Origin of the sequence: Brevibacterium sp. (assembly GCF_022712115.1) — a bacterium.
Lineage (GTDB): Bacteria > Actinomycetota > Actinomycetes > Actinomycetales > Brevibacteriaceae > Brevibacterium > Brevibacterium salitolerans.
Genome location: NZ_JALAHB010000125.1, coordinates 1 through 20,187, shown reverse-complemented (window position 1 = coordinate 20,187; position 20,187 = coordinate 1). Strand labels below are relative to the sequence as shown.

At 65.4% G+C, this 20,187-nt stretch carries 10 protein-coding genes; 6 read left to right on the top strand and 4 right to left on the bottom strand.

The window, feature by feature from the left end:
• The first annotated feature begins 241 nt into the window (after window positions 1–241).
• The 3 genes from Q0A33_RS07280 to Q0A33_RS07270 all read left to right on the top strand — a co-directional run bounded on the left by Q0A33_RS07280 (window position 242) and on the right by Q0A33_RS07270 (window position 5,011).
• On the top strand, window positions 242–1,057 hold the full coding sequence (locus Q0A33_RS07280; RefSeq protein ID WP_291794776.1) for a hypothetical protein: 816 nt from the start codon (window positions 242–244) through the stop codon (window positions 1,055–1,057).
• 478 nt (window positions 1,058–1,535) lie between these two features.
• On the top strand, window positions 1,536–3,563 hold the full coding sequence (locus Q0A33_RS07275) for an AAA family ATPase (RefSeq protein ID WP_291794775.1): 2,028 nt from the start codon (window positions 1,536–1,538) through the stop codon (window positions 3,561–3,563).
• A gap of 335 nt (window positions 3,564–3,898) precedes the next feature.
• The gene (locus tag Q0A33_RS07270) at window positions 3,899–5,011 is read left to right on the top strand and encodes a hypothetical protein (RefSeq protein ID WP_291794774.1); all 1,113 of its coding nucleotides are present in this window, start codon (window positions 3,899–3,901) and stop codon (window positions 5,009–5,011) included.
• Between the two features lie 519 nt (window positions 5,012–5,530).
• On the opposite strand, the gene dnaE is transcribed toward Q0A33_RS07270, so the two are convergent.
• Window positions 5,531–9,046 carry a DNA polymerase III subunit alpha gene (dnaE, locus tag Q0A33_RS07265; RefSeq protein ID WP_291794773.1) on the bottom strand — a complete coding sequence of 1,172 codons (3,516 nt, stop codon included), beginning with the start codon at window positions 9,044–9,046 and terminating at the stop codon, window positions 5,531–5,533.
• A gap of 126 nt (window positions 9,047–9,172) precedes the next feature.
• On the opposite strand from dnaE, the gene Q0A33_RS07260 reads away from it, so the two are divergent.
• The gene (locus Q0A33_RS07260; RefSeq protein WP_291794772.1) at window positions 9,173–10,099 is read left to right on the top strand and encodes a LysR family transcriptional regulator; all 927 of its coding nucleotides are present in this window, start codon (window positions 9,173–9,175) and stop codon (window positions 10,097–10,099) included.
• Between the two features lie 381 nt (window positions 10,100–10,480).
• Here the strand turns inward: Q0A33_RS07260 and Q0A33_RS07255 are convergent, their stop codons facing one another.
• Window positions 10,481–11,839, bottom strand: coding sequence for a HEPN/Toprim-associated domain-containing protein (locus Q0A33_RS07255; protein WP_291794771.1), 1,359 nt, complete (start codon window positions 11,837–11,839; stop codon window positions 10,481–10,483).
• Window positions 11,840–12,512: 673 nt separating this feature from the next.
• Between Q0A33_RS07255 and Q0A33_RS07250 the strand changes: the two genes are divergently transcribed.
• Both Q0A33_RS07250 and Q0A33_RS07245 read left to right on the top strand, forming a co-directional pair.
• On the top strand, window positions 12,513–14,036 hold the full coding sequence (locus tag Q0A33_RS07250) for an FMN-binding glutamate synthase family protein (protein WP_291794770.1): 1,524 nt from the start codon (window positions 12,513–12,515) through the stop codon (window positions 14,034–14,036).
• Window positions 14,037–14,204: 168 nt separating this feature from the next.
• Entirely contained in the window at window positions 14,205–16,175 is a 1,971-nt protein-coding gene (locus Q0A33_RS07245; protein WP_291794769.1) for a penicillin-binding transpeptidase domain-containing protein, read from the top strand.
• Window positions 16,176–16,188: 13 nt separating this feature from the next.
• Here the strand turns inward: Q0A33_RS07245 and Q0A33_RS07240 are convergent, their stop codons facing one another.
• Both Q0A33_RS07240 and Q0A33_RS07235 read right to left on the bottom strand, forming a co-directional pair.
• Complete coding sequence (locus Q0A33_RS07240) at window positions 16,189–17,961, bottom strand: ABC transporter ATP-binding protein (protein WP_291794768.1); 1,773 nt, start codon at window positions 17,959–17,961, stop codon at window positions 16,189–16,191.
• Window positions 17,958–19,865 (bottom strand): ABC transporter ATP-binding protein, encoded by a 1,908-nt coding sequence (locus Q0A33_RS07235; RefSeq protein WP_291794767.1) that lies wholly within the window; start codon window positions 19,863–19,865, stop codon window positions 17,958–17,960. Before Q0A33_RS07235 ends, Q0A33_RS07240 begins: the two co-directional genes overlap by 4 nt.
• Window positions 19,866–20,187 lie beyond the last annotated feature (322 nt).

The following is a 20,187-nucleotide window of genomic DNA, read 5'->3' as shown; positions in this document are numbered from 1 at the left end:
TGGGTCCACTGGTGGAACACGGCCCGGCTCCACGAAGCTCTCGACTACCGCACCCCCGCATCGGTCGAAGCGGCCTACACTCACCCCACGACGACCGCGCCCGCGACCGTCTAACCACGGAACGAATCCCAGGGCGCTTCACAACGTGACTCGTGCATGGAACGGGCGTGAGTGGCAGGACTACTGCATCATGCTTCTCCAGAAGCGATACGCCGCGTCCAGTCCCCATAGCCTGCAACTCGTGCCCGACAGACATCACGGAGACCTTGGCATCGAGGCGTTCTCGCTCGATGGTGTTGCGTACCAGTGCTATGCGGCGGAAGAGCCGCTCTCGGTGCATGACTGCTATGAGAAGCAACGGGACAAGCTGACCACAGACCTCGGCAAGCTCCGCTCTAACAAGAACGACATGGGGCAGCTACTTGGAAAAGTGGTACTGCACAGATATGTCCTCCTTGTACACCGGAATGATTCACGGCAGCTTATTAGCCACGCATCAAAAAAATCCTCTGAAGTTGTGGATTGGGGGCTGCCGTTCGTCCACCCACAGTTCAAGATTGTGATCGAAACCGATGACGACTATGCAGCAGAGCGAGAGGTACTGCATTCAATCCCCACACCACTTGTGGAACCCCCAGAAATCTCCGACGACCATCGCGCGGCTTGGGCGGAGGAGAACCCGGACCTCCGCAATACCGCTTACGCGAAGCTCGAGAAGATCCGAACTTCCCCCGGAACAATCGACGCCGTAATCGAGTCACTCACGAAGCAGTATCTCAAAGGAGAAAACACGCTCGAGCGTTTACGCTCTGCATCGCCAGAAGTACATCGAGGAGTCATTTCCGCGCGGGCCCAGAGAGAGGAACTCCTCGCACTAGAGTACCCGCCAGGATTGAACGACACGCAGGGCAAACTAGCCGAGATTTCGAAAGAGTTTGCGAACGCATTGCGGACCGACTTCCCGATGCTCAGCAATTCAACGGCAAGCATGCTGTCCTGGTCAGCTGTAGCGGATTGGCTAATGCGCTGCCCTCTGGATTTCGAGGCGGCGTCATGAGCGGACTTCAAGAACTCGAAGCATTTTTCTCGTCCGTCCCAGCAACCCCTCACTTCACGCAGCGATCGGTTAATATTCCCGGAGACTTCCGGACGGGATGGCGACTTTCAGTCCTATCTCTCCTTCTGTCCAAGGGTCGCTCAAGGTCCCTAACGCTGCCACATCTACACGTTCTGTGGTGGGCAATACGCACATCGACAAGCCGATCACTCTTTCTCAAATGGCACGAAGGCGACAAAAGCCCAGACGAGCTGCTGGTGCGGTTCGACCCTTCCCTGACACTCACGGTTGACCTCGCATTCGGGCAGGGCCTAGCCGAACGGACCGAAACGGGGCTCGTAAAACTCACTACTACCGGCTCCGCCCTTGCAGAATCAGTAGACAAAGACCCATCAGTTCTGGCGGCCGAAAAGGAGTTCCTCGCGAAGCTACCGAAATCTATCAGCCAGCGCCAAATCCGCGATCTCCTGGAGTGGACATGAACCCGAAGATGCGCCTTCGATCACTGAAACTTTTTGCGCATACCGAGTTCGGTACCGCTCAACGTCAGCTCAACTTCCGAGAAGGGCTCAACGTAATCAGAGCCGACAATACCTCGGGTAAATCCACTGCCCTCCAGGCCATCGTTTACGCCCTCGGCCTCGAAGGCATGCTTAGTCCATCACATCGCACCCCGCTGGCGCATGCGATGACTGACTCCATTGAGATAGACAGCGAACCGCGGCCGATCGTTGAGTCCTTCGTGGCACTCGAAATTGAGAACGCTAACGGCGACGTCATCACGACAATGCGCTCGGTCGTACACAGCGCTCGCGACAGAAATCTCGTAACAGTTGCTTCCGGCCCAGAGCTCACCGGCTCCTCCGGAAGTCGCCGTGATGACTACTTCGTCCGCCGCAAAGGGAGCGCTCAGCACGCCCTCGGTTTCCATCGGAACTTGGCAGACTTTCTTGGGCTGGAACTGCCTCGCGTCACTCGAATGGACGGAAGCGAGGGCCCGCTCTATCTCGAGACACTTTTCCCCTATTTCTACGTTGAGCAGAAACACGGCTGGGCCGGCGTTCAAGCAAGGATTCCTACCTACCTCGGGATACGGGATGTAGGTAAACGATCAGCGGAGTACCTCCTCGGTCTTGAATCACTCGAGCGAATTCTTCAACGACAGAGGGTTCGTTCAAGTTTGAGCGAGCTCGAAGCCGACTGGCAGGGGGCTGTGAGCAAACTGTCGGAGGCTGCACGAGTCAGTCGTGTCGTCATCCAGAACCTGCCAAAGAAGATCTCACAAGACACCGCGCAAGAAGGAATGGTTCCACAAGTTGTCCTTAACGATGAGTGGAAGGATCTTGCTCAGGCGGTCACTATTCTTCGCGCCGAGCTTGCTCAACTCGAAGCTAGCCCAGTGCCAACCGCCGGAAGTTCCGCCCGCGAGATTGAGTCAAACCTGCAGCGGATTGAACATTCGCTCAGGCAGGCCCTCGCCGTATCTGCCTCAATTGCTGAGGAGCGTGAAGAGCTTGAGCGTCAGAATCAGCAGACTCAACAGCGCCTTGAAGCATTGCAGGAGGACCTCCAGAAACACAAGGACACCCAAGTCCTTGAAAAACTAGGAGCCCAGCACGCACATTCGCTCCTGGCCGAGAGCGTCTGTCCGACCTGCCACCAGCACCTAGAGGACGGCGCCGACATTTCGCCTCACGCAATGTCTTCGACTGAGAGCATCAAGTTCATCGAGCAACAGATTTCTACATTCAAAAATGTCCACCGCGACCACCAACGCGTTATCGTCGCGATGCGTGCCCGCGAGCAAAGCCTTGCAACAGAGATCCATGACTATCGCGCTGCGATTCGAGCGGCACGAGACACTCTAAAGGCACCCAACAGCACGCCTTCCGTGGCCGATATCGCTCACAGGCTAAGGCTAGAAAGTCGCATTGAAGAACTCGACGACCTTCGGGGAACAATGGAAATCTCGCGAAGTGAGGTCGAGCGCCTTCGTTCGCGCTGGGTGCAACAGCGCGAACTCCTCATGAGCCTAGAGAAGGATGATCTGTCTCCGGCAGACCGTGAGCGTATCGGACGGCTTCAGCATTCCGTTCGTACGCAGCTCACGTCCTACCGATTTCAGTCTCTCGATCCCAGTGAAATCGAAATCGACGGGACTACATACAAGCCGGTGCACGAAGGTTTCGACCTCGGTTTCGATCTATCGGCCAGTGACATGATCAGGCTCATCTGGGCGTACCACTTCGGTATGCTCGAAGTTGGACAGGAAGCTGGGGGCCGCCATCTAGGGCTCTTGATCTTTGATGAGCCTCGTCAGCAGGATGCTGCGAAGGAGAGCTACGCCGCATTGCTCGCGCACGCTTCCAAAGCTGGCAAGGAAGGAGCACAGGTTGTCTTTGCAACAAGTGAACCAGACGATAGCCTCCAGGACTTGCTTGCCGACAATCCAGCGCATATCCTGCAACTTGCTCCCGGCGAGAAGCTTCTTCAGCAGGTCGGCTGACCAACGCCCTTCCGCAGTTCGATGAAGCCGTTGCATGAAATCTTCGTTCAACTGTCGCTCCTCTCACAACGCCGGAAAAGCGAAAAGTGATAAGCACCGACCTGCTAGGGCACCCTCGAGCACATCACGACTACACGCGGTTTTTGCGACGGAGCCTGCTCGGTGAATGCTTGAGGGAGACGCCGAGAACGCCCACGCAGGACGGCAACCACCCACCGTTGCGCATCGTACCTAGACCGTGACTACCATCGGTCCAATACTGGTCGATCCGACACCTCACTGGGGTATCCAGAGGAGCAATCCCCCTAATCGATAGGTAATCGGAAGGTTGTGCCATGGAATCACTGTGGGGACTGACAGGGATAGAATGGACCGCAGTCGGCGCGATAGCGGGCAGTGCGAGTTTGGTGACCGCTGTTGTCATCGCGGTGATCGTGCAGCGGAGTGCAACTCGCACAGATGCCGCGTCTCGCCGCATAACACGCAGCATTGAAGAGCTGGTGCGGCGTAGTCGTCGCGATGATCTACTGCAACAGCTTCGGGCTGACCGAGACCCGGAACATATTGAGCTTCTGCTTAAGGAGGCACGGGAGCTGTCCGCTGGGCACCCTGTTGAACGGTTGGGTCTGGAGAAGGCATACTTCACCAACCCGGCCGCACCCTTACTCACATACTCTCACCAACTGCCATCTGGGATGAGCGATGCATCGAAGACCGCGCTGGTCGGCGGCGTCATCGAAGCACTCCCGACACGCTATCGAGAGAACCAGTCCGCGCCAAGCAACATCGCCTCCGACCTCGCGCAACTGACGTGGTTGTCCACTGACCTGAGCGCTCCGACCTACAAGATCGCCCAGTTCCTGATCGAACGAGCGACGACCGGCTGGTACGTGAGCGATGACATGGTCCGGACCATCCTGCACCCTCAGCCGGGCCTAGCATGCCCGCCGAACCTAGGTGCCGCCGCAGACTATCTTCATGCGATTCAACATCACCCCGTCTCGTCGGCGACGCTCGTGAACACCGTTGCCGGGGTCTCTTTAGCGATCCGGGACTTCCATCGACTGGACTCCTACGGTGCCCCACCTGCGAATGCATACGACGCCTACATCATGCTGATGCAACGAAAGCTTGTCACTATCGGTCGGACACCAAAAGACGACGAAGCATCGATCGCGGTCGATCATGCAATCTCGATCATGGTAGAGGCCCTCGGCCTCATCGCAGGGCAAGACCAGCATCTTAACATGCGGGCATTGGAAGCGCTGAACCCTATCTTAAGCTCGTTCGACAAGACGAGGGTCTCCTCAGCAGGGATCGTCGAGGACCACCTAACTAACGGTGTGCAAAGGCTGCTCGCCACCAACGCTCCCGAGCATCTCCGCGCGCGGCTGCTCGAGCAGACTACTCGACTGGTGCCGCGGTTCCGACCAGACTTGATTGTCTAGCCTTGTTCTTTCGCGCTTCTGAAGACGTTGAGTGCACCCACGCTCACCTCCCTCATCCCGATCGCGCGGATCCATCGATGTCTATGAGTAGCTGTAGTTCGAGACCGCGCTTTCAGTCGGGAGCTCACAAGGGCACCCGCGAAAAGGGGCTGGGGTACCTGGGTATTGACGTGTTAGACAAATAAGAGGATTTCGCCCTCCGGATAAGCTCTCATATCGGCGCCAAGTACGCTGACTGGTTGACCACCGTACTTCAGGGTGAGGCGTTGCCAGTGCACACAGCCACAGCGGCTACGCTCACCGTTCAACAACCCGTCGGAGGTTGAAACGGCGGGGTCAAAACGGGACTAGAACCAAGGATCCCATGGACCACATGATGTGAAATCGGCCTCATGTGACCACAGAGCACCCAGATATAAGAATCAGGAATGCCTCTCGCCCACTTAGACGATAGTCGGGTCAGGAGTGCCGATCTGGGCAGTACCTCGAAGAGGGTTCCGTGCTCTGGCCGGCGCTTTTTCATTCGATGGAATTCGCACCCAACAGTGCTTTGACCTCGGCATAGAGGTCCGCGGTGACGTTGACGGGGTAGCGAGGCAGTTCGAAATGGATGATACTCCCGGTTCTGCGCAGCTTCAGGTGCGGCACGGTCTGTCCCGGGTGTCGTTCGAGGATGTCCCGAAGCTCGGTGATGCGGTACTCGGTGGCGGCGGTCTCGGGCATGACCATGGTGAAGGGGCGGTCATCCAGTTCACCTTGGGCAGCGATGACCTCCGCGCTGTTCGCACGGAGGCTCACTCCGTCGTCGCGGATGCTCACTCGCGCTGCGACGGAGACCACTGCGTCCTGTTCCAGGGCCGTGGAGTACAGCTCGTGGGTCTTGCCCAGGAACATGACGTTGATGTCGGCTCCGAGGTCCTCGACCCGCACGATCGAGTAGGGGTTCCCCGAGGCCTTCGCGACCCGGTGCTGGACTTGGGTGACGAGCCCGGCGATCTTCACGTGCGCGCCGTCTTCGGGAAGGTTCTCCCCGATGAGCCGGGCTATGGCCGTGTCGGAGTGGCGTGACAGCGTCTTCTCCATGCCGCTGAGCGGGTGGTCGGAGACGTAGAGGCCGAGCATGTCGCGTTCCAGGCTGAGCTTCTCCCGGCGCGGCCACTCGGAGATCTCGGGAATGTCGACAGCAAGCTCGTTAAAGCCCTCGTCGTCATTGAGGCCGGCGAACAGGTCGAATTGTCCTCGGGCTTCTTCGCGTTTGACCGAGGCCACAGCGTCAACGGCTTCCTTGTGGATCGCGTCCAGCGCTCGGCGGGGATGGCCGAATGAATCGAAGGCCCCGGCCTTGATGAGCGATTCCACAGCGCGTTTGTTGGCCGCCTCCTGCGGGATCTTGCGCAGGAAGTCGTGGAATCCCTCGAACCGGGTGCCTTCGCGGGCGGCGATGATCTGTTCGACCACGGTGCCGCCGACGTTGCGGATCGCTTCCATGCCGAAGCGGATGTCCTCGCCGACGGCTGCGAAGTACCTGATCGATTCGTTCACGTCCGGGGGCAGCACGCGGATGCCCATGCGCCGGGTCTCTCCGAGGTAGAGGGCCATCTTGTCCCGCGATTCGCCCACGCTGGTCAGCAGGGCAGCCATGTACTCGGCCGGGTAGTGGGCCTTCAGGTAGGCCGTCCAGTAACTGAGCAGCCCGTAGGCCGCGGAGTGTGCCTTGTTGAAGGCGTAGTCGGAGAACGGCAGCAGGATGTCCCAGAGGGTCTGCACCGCTTCCTGGCTGTATCCGTTCGCGCGCATGCCCGCGGAGAAGCCCTCGAACTGTTTGTCGAGCTCGGCTTTCTTCTTCTTGCCCATCGCTCGGCGGAGGAGGTCGGCCTGGCCGAGGGAGAACCCGGCCAGGACCTGGGCGATGGTCATCACCTGCTCCTGGTAGACGATCAGTCCGTAGGTCTTGCCCAGCACCTCGGAGAGCGGCTCGGCGAGCTCGGGGTGGATGGGCACGATCTCCTGCTGCCCGGTCTTGCGCAGGGCGTAGTTGATGTGCGAGTTCGCCCCCATCGGCCCGGGCCGGTAGAGCGCCCCGACCGCGGTGATGTCCTCGAAGTGGTCCGGTTGGGCCAGTCGCAGCAGGGAGCGCATCGCGTCGCCATCGAACTGGATGACGCCGAGGGTGTCTCCGCGCCGCATCAGCGCGAACACGCCGGGGTCGTCGAGCGGGAGGTCTTCGAGGACGATCTCTTCGCCGCGGTTGGTGCGGATGTTGTCCAGGGCGTCGCTGATGATGGTGAGGTTGCGCAGCCCGAGGAAGTCCATCTTGATCAGGCCCAGGGCTTCACACGTCGGGTAGTCGAACTGCGTGATGATCTGCCCATCCTGCTCACGCTTCATCAGCGGGATGACGTCCTGGAGAGGCTCACTGGACATGATCACTCCAGCCGCGTGCACGCCCCAATGCCGCTTCAGGTTCTCCAACCCTGTCGCGGTGTCGTAGACGGCGCGCACTTCCGGGTCGGACTCGATGAGCGCGCGCACATCGCCGGCCTCGGCGTAGCGGGGATGATCCGGATCGAAGATCCCGCCGAGGGGGATGTCCTTGCCGGACACCGTAGGCGGCATCGCCTTGGTGATCCGCTCGCCCATGCTGAAGGAGTGGCCCAGAACGCGGGCGGAATCCTTGAGTGCCTGTTTGGCCTTGATCGTGCCGTAGGTGACGATCTGCGCGACCCGATCATCGCCGTACTTGTCCGTGACGTAGCGGATCACCTCCCCGCGGCGGCGATCGTCGAAGTCCACGTCGAAGTCGGGCATCGAAACGCGATCCGGGTTGAGGAACCGCTCGAAGATCAAGTCATGCACGAGCGGGTCGAGACCGGTGATCGTCAGCGCGTAAGCCACCATCGAACCCGCCCCGGAGCCGCGACCGGGACCGACCCTGATGCCGTTCTTCTTGGCCCACTGGATGAAGTCGGCGACGACGAGGAAGTAGCCGGCGAACCCCATCTGGATGATGACGTTCGTCTCGTACTCCGCCCGCTCGCGCACCTGCCGGCTGACGCCCTCGGGATACCTGTGGGCCAGGCCGCGCTCGATCTCCTTGACCAGCCAGCTCTCCTCGGTCTCTCCGTCTGGGACCGGGAAGCGCGGCATGTAGTTCGCCGTGGTGTCGAATTCGACCGTGCAGCGCTCAGCGATCATCAGCGTGTTGTCGCAGGCCGACGGGTAGTCGCGGAAGAGGTCGCGCATCTGGGTGGCGGTCTTCAGGTAGAACTCGTCGGCGTCGAACTTGAACCGGTTCGGGTCATTCATCGTCGATCCGGACTGCACGCACAGCAGCGCCGCGTGACTGGTGGCATCCGCGGCTGAGACGTAGTGCAGGTCGTTCGTCGCGACCAGCGACAGGCCGAGGTCCCCGGCGAGTCTGATCAGGTCGCCCATGACGCGCTTCTCGATCCCGAGCCCGTGGTCCATGAGTTCGCAGAAGTAGTTCTCGCGGCCGAAGATGTCGCGGAAGTCCGCCGCGGCCTGCCTCGCCTCCTCGTACTGGCCGAGGCGGAGCCGGGTCTGGACCTCGCTGCTCGGGCATCCGGTCGTCGCGATGAGGCCCGTGCCGTAGGTGCTGAGGAGCTCCCGATCCATGCGCGGCTTGAAGTACTGGCCCTCCATCGAGGCCAGCGAAGACAGCCGGAACAGGTTGTGCATCCCGTCGGTCGTCTCGGCGAGCAGCGTCAGATGGGTGTAGGCACCGGCCCCGGACACGTCGTCGCGGGATCCGTCTCCCCAGCGGACCCGCGTGCGCTCGGAACGGTGGGTGCCCGGGGTCAGGTACGCCTCGGTGCCGATGATCGGCTTGACGCCGGCATCCTTCGCCGCCTTCCAGAACTCGAACGCGCCGAACACGTTGCCGTGATCGGTCACCGCCACCGCAGGCATGCCCTGACGAGCCGCCTCGTCCACCAGTGGGCCGATGTGCGCCGCCCCGTCGAGCATCGAGTACTCACTGTGCACGTGCAGATGGACGAACGAGTCTCCCGCCATCCTGCCCCCCCTTCCCCGGACAACCATTCGTTGGCCAGACCAGAGAAGCAGCGCTGCAATACCCGCAGCCAACAACTGCTTTCACGGCGAGCCACAACCAGGAGGAGTGAGAGTAGTGTTGGTGCTGTGGATCTGGATGCAGTGCGGACGTTTCTCGCCGTTGCCGACGCAGGCAGCTTCCAGGACGCGTCCGACGACCTGTCGATCACCCAGCAGGCCGTGTCAAAGCGGGTCGCAAAGCTGGAAGGAGAGCTGGGGATCAGGCTCTTCGCCCGGACCCCGCGCGGCGCGCAGCTCAGTGTCGACGGCCAGGCATTCCTCCCGCACGCCCGCGAGCTCGACCAGGTCGCCGACCGCGCCATCGCTTCGGTCCATCCCGGGCGCAGGGCGCTGCGAGTCGACGTCCTCCACCACCGGATCGCACCGTCTGTCCTCCTGCGCGAATATCACCAAGCTCACCCGGACGAACGGCTCGACATCGTCACGCTCGGCACTGCGAATGCCCAGTCCGCCGTCGAGGAGATCCGCAAGGGCACCATCGATGCTTCGTTCAGAGCTCTCCTCGGTGACGCTTCCTCGCTGCCACCTGGCATCGAGGCCACCCACGTCTTTGATTCCCGGCTGGAGGTCCTGCTCGGACCGCGGCATCCCCTCGCCGATGCCAGCGCGGTGACGCTGAATCAGCTGGTCGGGCACCGCATCTGGATCCCCGGCATCACCCCCGGCACCGAATGGGCCGACTACTACGACGCTCTCGCCGAGGAGTTCTCCCTCACCATCGACGACATCGGACCGCACTTCGGCGACGAGGCCCTACTCGAGCAGATCGCTGACTCCTCCGCGCTGGCCACCTTCGTCGGAGACCGAGACCGCTACCTCTGGCCGGCGCACTACGACCTACGACGAATCCCCATCCGGAACCCGACACCGGTGTACCCGTACTCGTTCGTGCGCAGAAGAGACAACTGCCACCCAGCAATACCCGGACTCCTTCGATATCTCCAAGCGAACGATCCCGCCACTGAGATCAATACCTGGACACCCTCGCCTTGAAAACAACGGACTAGTCGAATACTCCACTGAATGAATTCAGGCCACGAGAGCATAGGCGGGAGCGGTCGGCTCCTAAGCGCCATGGCTAGAGAGGTAGCAACCCCACCCTCCGAGCAAGCTCTCATCGCGACACCGATCACGCTGCCTGATTGACCATGCACCTACGAGGTGAGGTGCTGCCGGTACACACGACCACGACAGCTACACTCCCAGCTCAACAGCCGAGGGTTGAAACGCCGGGACCAAACCGAGACTAGAACCATGCACCCCATGCATTGCATGACGTGAAATCGGCCTCATGTGTCCGCAGACGCCCCAGGTCAGAAGACTATAAAAACCTGACGTCCACCACAGTTCTGTTCTCCCGAAAATTTTGGTGCGTTACGTGTCGACTTTGATTGCGCAATAGGGATCGTTTCGCCATAGCGCGGTCAGAACTGAGGCCTCCGACGCTGGAATATATCGGGGTTCACCTGACGCGCGTATTAGCATCTCGGAGAGTCGCCGGCAACCCTCAGCAACTTGATCCGGGAGCGCGAAACCGTCGGAGGCCGACAGTACTTGATCAATTCGTCGCCCCACTTCTTTCTTGTGTCTGCCATCAAGTCGCCCTTGATACGCGTTAACCCGTTCGTTGTAAGCTTGCCAGCGAACCGGGAAGAGCGAACCAGTAGAATCATGCAAAATGTTTTCTCCGAACATGAACTCTATGGATACTGCTCTACCGTTCACGTTCGCAGTTGAAGGCCCGTCTGGCCCGACGGTTGGATAGTGGTTTGCGTATTCGATCGTTGGAAGATTAACAACGACGACGTGCGCTGGGAGATCCAACTGAGCGAGCTGCTGCACAGCCTCATTCCCCGCATTATCATTGTCAAGAACCGCAACAATACGATTCATGACACCCGCAGCCGCCATTCCCTTAGTTAGAGACACGACTCGATCAGTGCCACCAGGCGACTTGGTCCCAGCGAAGTCAAGGAATTCGAAGAAATGTGCGACCTCGGGCGACGCAACCTCCAGTGAGCGGCGTATCCACCGTGCGTCGCTCGATCCTTCGGTAATTACGATTACGGGCCCACTCGCAGCCACCTTCGAGGACATCCGAGAGCGGGCTTCTCGATGGGGTCGCTCTTCGGTTGCCAACCAGCCACCCAGCACGAGATCGGTTAGATCGAGGATGACTGGAGTAGACGGACGAGTGCGAGACAAGGAGAGTGCGAGTGCGAATCGGGGATCGTCGAAAGATTCTCTGACTGACTCCCATTGGCGGCAGAGGAAGCTTTTGTCGGGATCGTTATTGTTTCTTAGCTCGGACAGCGCTCCCGAGGCAGCTTGCTGTCCCCTACGGGTAGCCAAGGCAGCTGCTATCGCAGCTCCATTCGGGTAGATTCTCCTTCCTTCGGGCCAGTAGTGGAACAGTTCCGAGCCCTCTTCGTCAAAGAGGGCTGCGCTCAGGTCGCGTACCCGCTGCGACGAGAATCCCTGGAGATCGAGGCGTTTACGCAAGGTGCCCGCCGTCGCCGCATAGTGCATGAGGCGAGTGTTCCACGAAGCTGGTTCCGTATCCACGAGAGCGTCGCCTCCCCGCGACTCATGCTCCGCGACTACGGCGATTTTTGCACGGTCGATGAATAGATCATCGTCGGCAAAGAGCAACATCAGTTCGTCGGGTACGTAGTTCTTTCCCCAGATCGGAGCCCGATGACTGCCTACTTCGATGTCCCACCATGATCCCATTTACGCCATACTAGTCATCGGCCGATGCAGGATCGATCAGGCGCTCTGGTGAGTGGTAGCCGCTCACGAGGCCCTACCGATTTGACGCGTCGAGAGCCTTTCGGGCGAGACCCACGCCGCCCAAGAGCCACGTGTTCGAGGGGCTACGCCCCGGCCGGTCGTTGCACACCTGCCGTTACAGGAAGAGAGGCGACGGCTACCGAGGACTCAGCACGCTACCACCCCGGTATTACTCCGAGGCGGAGAGCCCTCTCCTATGCGTAGGTTCTCATCTCAACGTCGACCAAAGCAGTTGGACGACCACCGCACCTGCAGGGGGAGGAGTTATTGTAGTCCTTCCCCAAGGGCGCTTGACCTGCGGTCGAGGATCGTCTGGAAGTCGAAACGCCGGGACCAAACCGGGACCAGAACCAGGCATCCCATGCATTGCATGACGCGAAATCGACGTCACTGGGTCGCAGAAATCCCAGGTCAGAGGCCTGAGAGGACCTGTCGTCCACCTGGGGGTCAGGAGGTCGTGGGTTCGAATCCCGCTAGCCCGACCACGTGAAGTCCCGCCTCATCGATCCGATCTATGAGGCGGGACTTCTTCGTCTCCGTCCTCGGGCATAGTCTTCCCGGAGAGCGCCGCACGGGAGCGGCACACGCATCCGAGTGCGAGGGAGGCAGAGCGATGCCGGCACATCTGTGGAAGATCGCGACGGGAGCGGGAGCAGCCGCACTCGCGGCGGTGACCGCCTACGACCTCACGCAGCGGCGGCACTCGATCCTGCGGAGCTACCCGGTCCTCGGGCACATGCGCTATCTCCTCGAGGAGGTACGCCCGGAGCTCCAGCAGTACTTCATCGAGCGCAACTGGGACGGCCGCCCTTTCGACCGCGACACCCGCACGGTCATCTACGAGCGCGCCAAGGGGATCCACGGCGAGCAGGCCTTCGGCACGGAGCGCGATGTCGAGGAGCCCGGATACGAATGGCTCGTGCAGACCATCGCCCCGGTCCCCGCACCGGCCGCACCTCCCCGCGTGGTGGTGGGCGGCCCCGACTGCCGCCGGCCGTACTCGATGTCACTGCTCAACGTCTCCGCCATGAGCTTCGGGGCGCTCTCCGCCAATGCGATCCGCGCGCTCAACCGAGGAGCCGCGGCGGGCGGCTTCGCGCATGACACCGGTGAGGGCGGGCTCTCCGAGCACCACCGCGAGAACGGCGGTGATCTCATCTGGGAGCTCGGCACCGGCTACTTCGGTGCACGCACCGAGACGGGCGAATTCGACCCGGAGCGCTTCGCCCGGCGAGCGGCGGATCCGCAGGTGAAGTGCGTCTCGCTGAAGCTCAGCCAGGGTGCCAAGCCCGGGATCGGCGGAGTGCTGCCCGCCCCCAAGGTCACGGCGGAGATCGCACGGGTGCGCGGTGTGCCCGTGGGCGAGAAGTGTGTGAGCCCTCCCGCCCACAGCGCCTTCTCCGCGCCGGCGGGGCTCATCCGCTTCGTCGCCCGCCTGCGTGAGCTCTCCGGCGGCAAGCCGGTGGGGATCAAGCTCTGCGTGGGCTCCCGGGTCGAGGTCCTCTCCCTCTGCAAGGCGATGCGCGCCGTCGGCACGGCACCGGACTTCATCATCGTGGACGGGTCCGAGGGCGGTACGGGAGCCGCACCCCTCGAGTTCGAGGACACCGTGGGGATGCCGCTCACGGAGGGACTCATGCTCGTGGACAGCGCCCTGCGCGGGGCCGGGCTGCGCGAGGCGGTGAAGGTGGGCGCCGCCGGCAAGGTCGCGGTGGGCAGCGACATCGTCAAGCGCCTCATCCAGGGCGCGGACTTCACCCTCTCGGCACGGGCGATGATGATGGCCGTCGGCTGCATCCAGGCGCAGAAGTGCCACACGGACAGGTGCCCGGTGGGCGTGGCGACGCAGGACCCGCGACGGGCGCGCTCCCTCGACGTCGCGGACAAGAGCGAACGCGTGCAGCGGTACCAGCGCTCGACCGTCGCGGAGGCCGTCCGCCTCATGGCCTCGATGGGTGTGTCCGACCCCGCCCGGCTCACACCGGAGATGCTGCGCCGGAACACGGGCCCGCACCGCAGCTCCTCCTACGGCGAGCTCTACGGACGGCTGGCCCCGGGACAGCTCCTCACCGACCCGCCCGCGGACTGGGCGCACGACTGGGCACGCGCCTCGGCCGAGGGGTTCCCGCAGCCCTGATCCGGATCCCGGGGGCATGCGCCGATGCGCGGGCGCTTCCCGACCGATACCGTAGTACCGCCAGCACGGACGCACACAGACCCGCTCTGCCGCAGTCGCACCCGGGCCGCAGCTCCGCGCCGGCCCACGGCCCGCACCGGGGCCGTTCCCGTCCCAGGAGTGCTCCCCATGAACCGGATCCGCAGTCTCACCGCCCGCACCTGGATGCTGATCGCCGCATGTGCGGTCGTCCTCGCGCTCGTCGTCACGGCCGTCCTCGTCCTGCCGCTGGGCGATTCCGCGGAGGAGGCGGCGGAACGGGCGCTGCCGGCACTGCAGCAGACCTCCCCGGAGGACGGCGCCGCAGGCGGGGAGGGACCGCTGGCCGCCGCCGGCTGGATCGTGCCCGAGGCCGACGCTCCCGGGACCGGTCCGGACGAGGAGTACGCTCGGATCGCCTCGGGCATGGGCGGTCTCGACTCGACCGGCCCGTTCGGCCCGCCCGCGGTGTCCTTGGGCGGGGTGACGGAGCACTCCGGTGGCGCCGAGGCCACGCTGCACTGGACCTGGCCGCACGGGGACCGGGCCTGGGAGCACACCTCCGTCCTCCGCCTCGAGAAGCGGGACGGGGAGTGGGCTCCCGTCATGGAGCCCCGCGCCGTGCACGCGGACCTGCAGGCCGGTGAGTCCCTCGGCACACAGGTCGACCGCCCGGAGCGCGGCCGCATCCTCGGTGCCGGCGACGAGGTCCTCGCAGGTCCCCAGCCGGTGGTCGTGGTGGGCGTCGAGCCGCGACGGGCCGAGGACGTCGAGGAGCTCAGCGACGCGCTCGAGGAGCACCTGGACATCGACGGCGATGCGCTCGCCGACCGGATCGAGGCGGCGGCCGACGACGCCTTCGTCGAGGTCATCACGCTCCGGCGGGACGACTACGACGAGGTGAGCGACGACATCCGGCTGCTGCCCGGCACCGTCTTCCGTGAGGAGGAGCAGCCGCTGGGCCGGTCGCGCACCTTCGCCGCCGCGACGCTGGGCAGCGCCGGACCGGCCACGGCGGAGGACATCGAGAACTCCGAGGGGCGGCACACCGCCGGCGACGTGGTGGGCCGCAGCGGTCTCAACCGCGCGTTCGACGGGGAGCTCGGCGGCCTCCGCACCGTCGTGGTCAACCGGGTCGACGCGGAGGACGGCAAGCACGAGCTCGGCACCGTCGAGGGCGAGGAGGGCAGCGACGTCGCCACCACCCTGGACGTCGACGTGCAGGAGGCGGCCGATGCCGCGACGGCGGACGGGGACAAGCCGGCGGCTCTCGTGGCGCTGCGCCCCAGCGACGGCCACGTCCTCGCCTCGTCCAGCTCCGACCCCGAGGGCGGCGCCTTCGACCGCGCGCTCGCGAGCAGGTACCCGCCCGGCTCGATCTTCAAGGTCGCGAGCGGCCTCGCCCTGCTGCGCGCGGGCGTCACCCCGGAGGACGTGCTCGCCTGTCCGGAGACCACGGACGTGGAGGGCAAGGTCTTCACGAACGCGGAGGACTTCGGCCTCGGGGAGTCCACCTTCGCCGAGGACTTCGTGCAGTCGTGCAACACCGCCTTCGTGGACGCCGCGACGCGGGCGGACGGCGAGGCGCTCGCCTCCGCGGCGGCGGACCTGGGGATGGGCCTCGCGAACGGGATCGGCACGGATGCCTTCGGCTCCGCGGTGCCCGTCGAGGACGATCCCGTCACCCACGCCGCGATGATGATCGGCCAGGGCACTGCCGAGGCCAGCCCGCTGGGAGCCGCCGTCATGGCCGCCAGTGTGGCGCAGGGCGAGACCGTCGAGCCCGTGCTGGTGCCCGAGGCCGTGGAGAGCGCGGAGGAAGGCGGATCCGGCCCGGGAACGGGCGAGCTCGAGCCCGGGCACGTCGAGGCGCTCCAGGAGCTCATGGCGGAGACCGTCACCGACGGCACCGCCTCGGCGCTGCGCGATGTGCCCGGTCCGGCCGTGCACGGCAAGACCGGCACCGCGGAGTACGGCGGCGAGACCCCGCCGCGCACCCATTCCTGGTTCGTGGGGTACCAGGGCGACCTGGCCTTCGCGGTGCTCGTGGAGGACGGCGGATTCGGCGCCGAGGCCGCCGTGCCGATGGCCGAGGACTTCCTCCGCGCGCTCCACGACTGAGCCCGCCGCTCCCCTAGGCCGGTGCCGTGCGCGCCAGCAGCCGGGCGAAGGCGCCGCCCCGGCTCCTCAGCTCGGCGGCCGTGCCCGTCTCCACGAGACGACCGGCGTCGATCACCGCGACCCGCGCGGACGGCTCCACGAGGTCGACCCGATGGGTGATCTCCACCGTCGTCGCACCGGGACGGAGGCGGTGCAGCTGCTCCCGCACATGTGCGGCGGTGTCCGCGTCCAGCTGGCTCAGCGCCTCGTCGAGCACCAGCACCTCCGGCTGCGCCAGCAGCGCGCGTGCGAGTGCCAGCCGCTGGAGCTGGCCGCCGGAGACCTGGCTGCGGCCTGCGGCGAGCACGGTTGCCAGGCCGTCCGGCAGCTCCGCGGCCCACTCCTTGAGGCCCACTGCGGCGAGAACGGTCTGCACCTGTGCCGGGTCCGCGTGCGGGGCGGCGAGACGGAGATTGGCGTCGACGGTGTCCGCCAGCAGCGTGGGCCGCTGGTCGACGATCGCCACACGGGAGCGCAGCTGTTCCAGCGGCAGGCCGGAGACGTCCTCGCCGCCCAGCAGGACGGCACCGGTCTCCGGATCCCAGTCCCGCAGGAGGAGGGAGGCGAGGGTGGACTTCCCGCTGCCGGAGACGCCCGCCACATAGGACCACTCGCCGTCGGGCAGCACGAGGTCCACATCGTGGAGCACCTCGCGCGGGCCGTGGCGGAAGGTCACGCCCCGGAACTCGACGGTGGGACGAGCGGGGCGGGCAGCGGGAGGTCCCGTGCGTGCGGGCAGGGCCGCGCCTGCGGCATCCACGACCGCGGGAGGCGCCTCCACGATGCGGCGCAGCCGCTGCGCGCTCGCGAGTGCGGAGTCGAGGCCCGCCGCGAAGCCGTCGACCCCGCTCACCGGTCCGCGCAGGCCCACCGCCGCCGCGAGCGTGAGGACGACGGCCTCGGCCTCGGCACCATTCGCCACCCCGGTCACGAGCACGGTCAGCACCGCCGCCGTCTGCACGAGTTCGAGCAGACCCGCGCGGACGCCCTCGATCCGGCCGGAGTGGGACCGCGCACGCGTGAGCGCCCTCCCGGCGGAGTCGAGGCCGGCCAGACGCGCCTCCTCCGCGCCCGTGTGCAGCACCTCGCGCACCCCCGCCACGTCGTCGCCCACGTGTGCGGCCACCTGGCCGCGCCCCTCGGCGACGGAGTCCGCGGCGGTCCAGACGGTGCGGGCGGAGAGCAGCGGGAGGAGGAGCGCCAGGACCACGAAGGGCACGAGCAGCCAGGCCAGTGCTGCGTCCGCCGCCGTGCCCAGCCAGAGGAGCACCACGGCGGGCACCACGAGGGCGGAGACCGCGGGCGGGAAGGTGTGGGCGAAGAACACCTCGATGCGGTCGATGTCCTGCGTGGCCGTCTCCGTGAGCGCGGCCCCGGCACGTCCCTTCGTCGCGGCAGGGGCCTGCGGGATGAGCCGGGCAAAGAAGAGCTCGCGCAGCCGCTGGAGCGAGGTGAACGCCACCCAGTGGCCCGCGTAGTGCTCCGCGTAGCGCAGACCGGCCTTGGCCAGCGCCATGACGACGAGGACCGCCGCGAGGCGGAGAGCGTGCGACTGCGCGCTCGCGGCAGTGGCGAGGAGCGCCGAGGCCGTGACCACCAGCAGCCCCACCCCGAGCAGCTGGGAGACGATGCGGGCGAGCGCGGAGAGGACGAGCGGAGCGAGGAGGGTCCGCGTCTGCGAGACCAGCCACCGCGTGGTGCTCCGCCGGCTGGCCCCCTGGGTTGAGTCCGGCCCGACGGCCTTCATGGTGTCGTCTCCTGTGTCTGCGCTGCTGTGTGACCTGTCCGGTCCTGGGCTCCGGACGACAGGGCCTGGGCTCCGGAGGACTGGTCCTGCTGGGCTCCGACCGTGACGACGCGGTCGGCGGCGAGTATCGCACCGGGGCGGTGGGCGATCATGAGGACGGTGCGGTCCTCGCTGAGCGAGTCGAGCGCGTCCAGGATGGCGGCCTCGGCACCCAGATCCACCTGGCTGGTGGGTTCGTCCAGGAGGAGGATGGGCGCATCCGTGAGCCACGCCCGCGCGATCGCGAGCCGCTGCGCCTGGCCGCCGGAGAGCAGCGCGCCCTGCTCCCCCACCGGCGTGTCGAGCCCCTGGGGCATGGCCTCGACGTCTGCACGCAGCCCTGCCCGTCCGAGTGCGTCCCAGAGCAGGGAGTCCGGCGGCTCTGCACGTCCGTCCGCGAGGCCCCGCCGGGCGGCCGGGCGAAGGTTGTCACGGATGCTGCCCATGAAGAGGAAGGCACGCTGCTCCACGACGGCCATCCGCCGCCGGGCCCGGGCCAGCGCCTCGGCCGAGGCTGTCTCGCCCAGAGCGATGCCGTCCACCTCGACGCGCCCGCTGCGGGGAGTGAGGTGCCCCTCCAGCACGGCGGCCGCCGTGGACTTCCCCGCCCCGCTGGGGCCCACGAGAGCCACACGCTCTCCGCGGCGGACCGCGAGCGAGAAGTCCGTGAGGACGTCGGGCCCGCCCGGCCAGCCTGCCGTCACGTGCTCGAGCAGGAGGACGGGCGCCTGCGATGTCTCCTCTGCCCAGGCGTCCCGTGCGGTGCCTGCGTGATTCGGACTGCCAACCGGATCCGCGTCATCCGAATCTGTGTCATCCGGAGCTGTGCCGGCTGGACCGGCATCGTCCGGACCTGCGCCGGCTGGACCAGAACCGGCCGCTGAGCCGGAGCCGCCTGCGGCAGAATCGGCCGCGGCGAGCAGGCCGCCGATCTGCGACTGGCTCGCCCGGCCGGCGATGCCGATGTAGAAGAACTGGCCCACCACGTCCACGGGGCCGATCACCAGCGTGGACATGAGCAGGACGGCCACGGCCTGGCCCAGGTCCATGTCACCGGAGGCCACCCGCAGCACGGAGAGCACAGCGGCCGCGACCACGACGGTGAGGGAGAACGCGGCGTCGACGACGAGGATGAGCAGCTGGTTGACCGCGAGCATCCGCATGAGGGAGGACCGGTGCTCCTCTCCCCTGCGGGCGAGCTTCTCCGCCTCACGGTCCGCGGCGCGGGAGTGGACGAGGGTCTCGAGCGCCTGGACGGCGTCGAGGAAGGCCGCCGTGAGCCGGGCCTGCGACCTCCGGTAGCGCCCGCCCACCGGCCGCACGAGCCGTTGGAACCCGCCGATCAGCAGCGGCACCAGGAGGATGAGGAGGGCGAGGACGCCCGCGATGACGGGGTCCACGGTGAGCGCCATGAGCGCAAGGACGAGGAGCGGGGTCGTGAGCGAGGCGGTGATGGGTCCGAGGAACGCCGCGCGGTACTGCGCGGCCTTCTCCACCGCAGCGCTCGCCGTCGAGAGGAGCCGCCCCGCCTGGGCAGACGCATGAACCGCGCCGCCGCGGAACACGGCGGACACCACCTGGACCCGCAGGCGGCGTTCCGTCTCCGAGGCCGCCCATTGCGTGAACCAGGCACTCACACCTGTGCTCACTGCTGCGAGGATGCCTGCGACGACGGCGAGCGTCCACCAGCCGGGGCTCGGAGCGACCGGCTGCAGGGCTCCGCTCGCGGTACCGCTGCCGGAGGCTGCCGTCGCGGCGGACAGCAGGCGGCCCACCAGCAGGAACACCACCGCGGCCGAGACCGCCGCGAGCCAGCCGAGGCCGGCCGAGACGACGAGCACCCACCGGGGCGTGGAGTCGCGCACGCGGGGATCGAGCGGCGCGGACGCACCCGGGTGCGTCCCTGGGCGGCTTCCGGGATGACCACCGGGGCGGCTGCCCGGGTGGGTTCCGGGATGACGGCCCGCGAGGGGCCCGGAGCGCCCCATGCCGCTCGCGGGGCGGCCGCTGACCGGGCCGCCGTGAGTGGTCCGACGCCCCTCCTTCTCCCCCGCGCTCACGTCCTCCCCTGTGTTCACGTCCTCCTCTGCGCTCACTTCGTCTTGAAGTAGACCAGCTGGGTGGTGGTGGCGAGGAGGTCGCCGGACTCTCCCCAGACGTGCGCCACCTGGTCGAAGAGTCCATTGT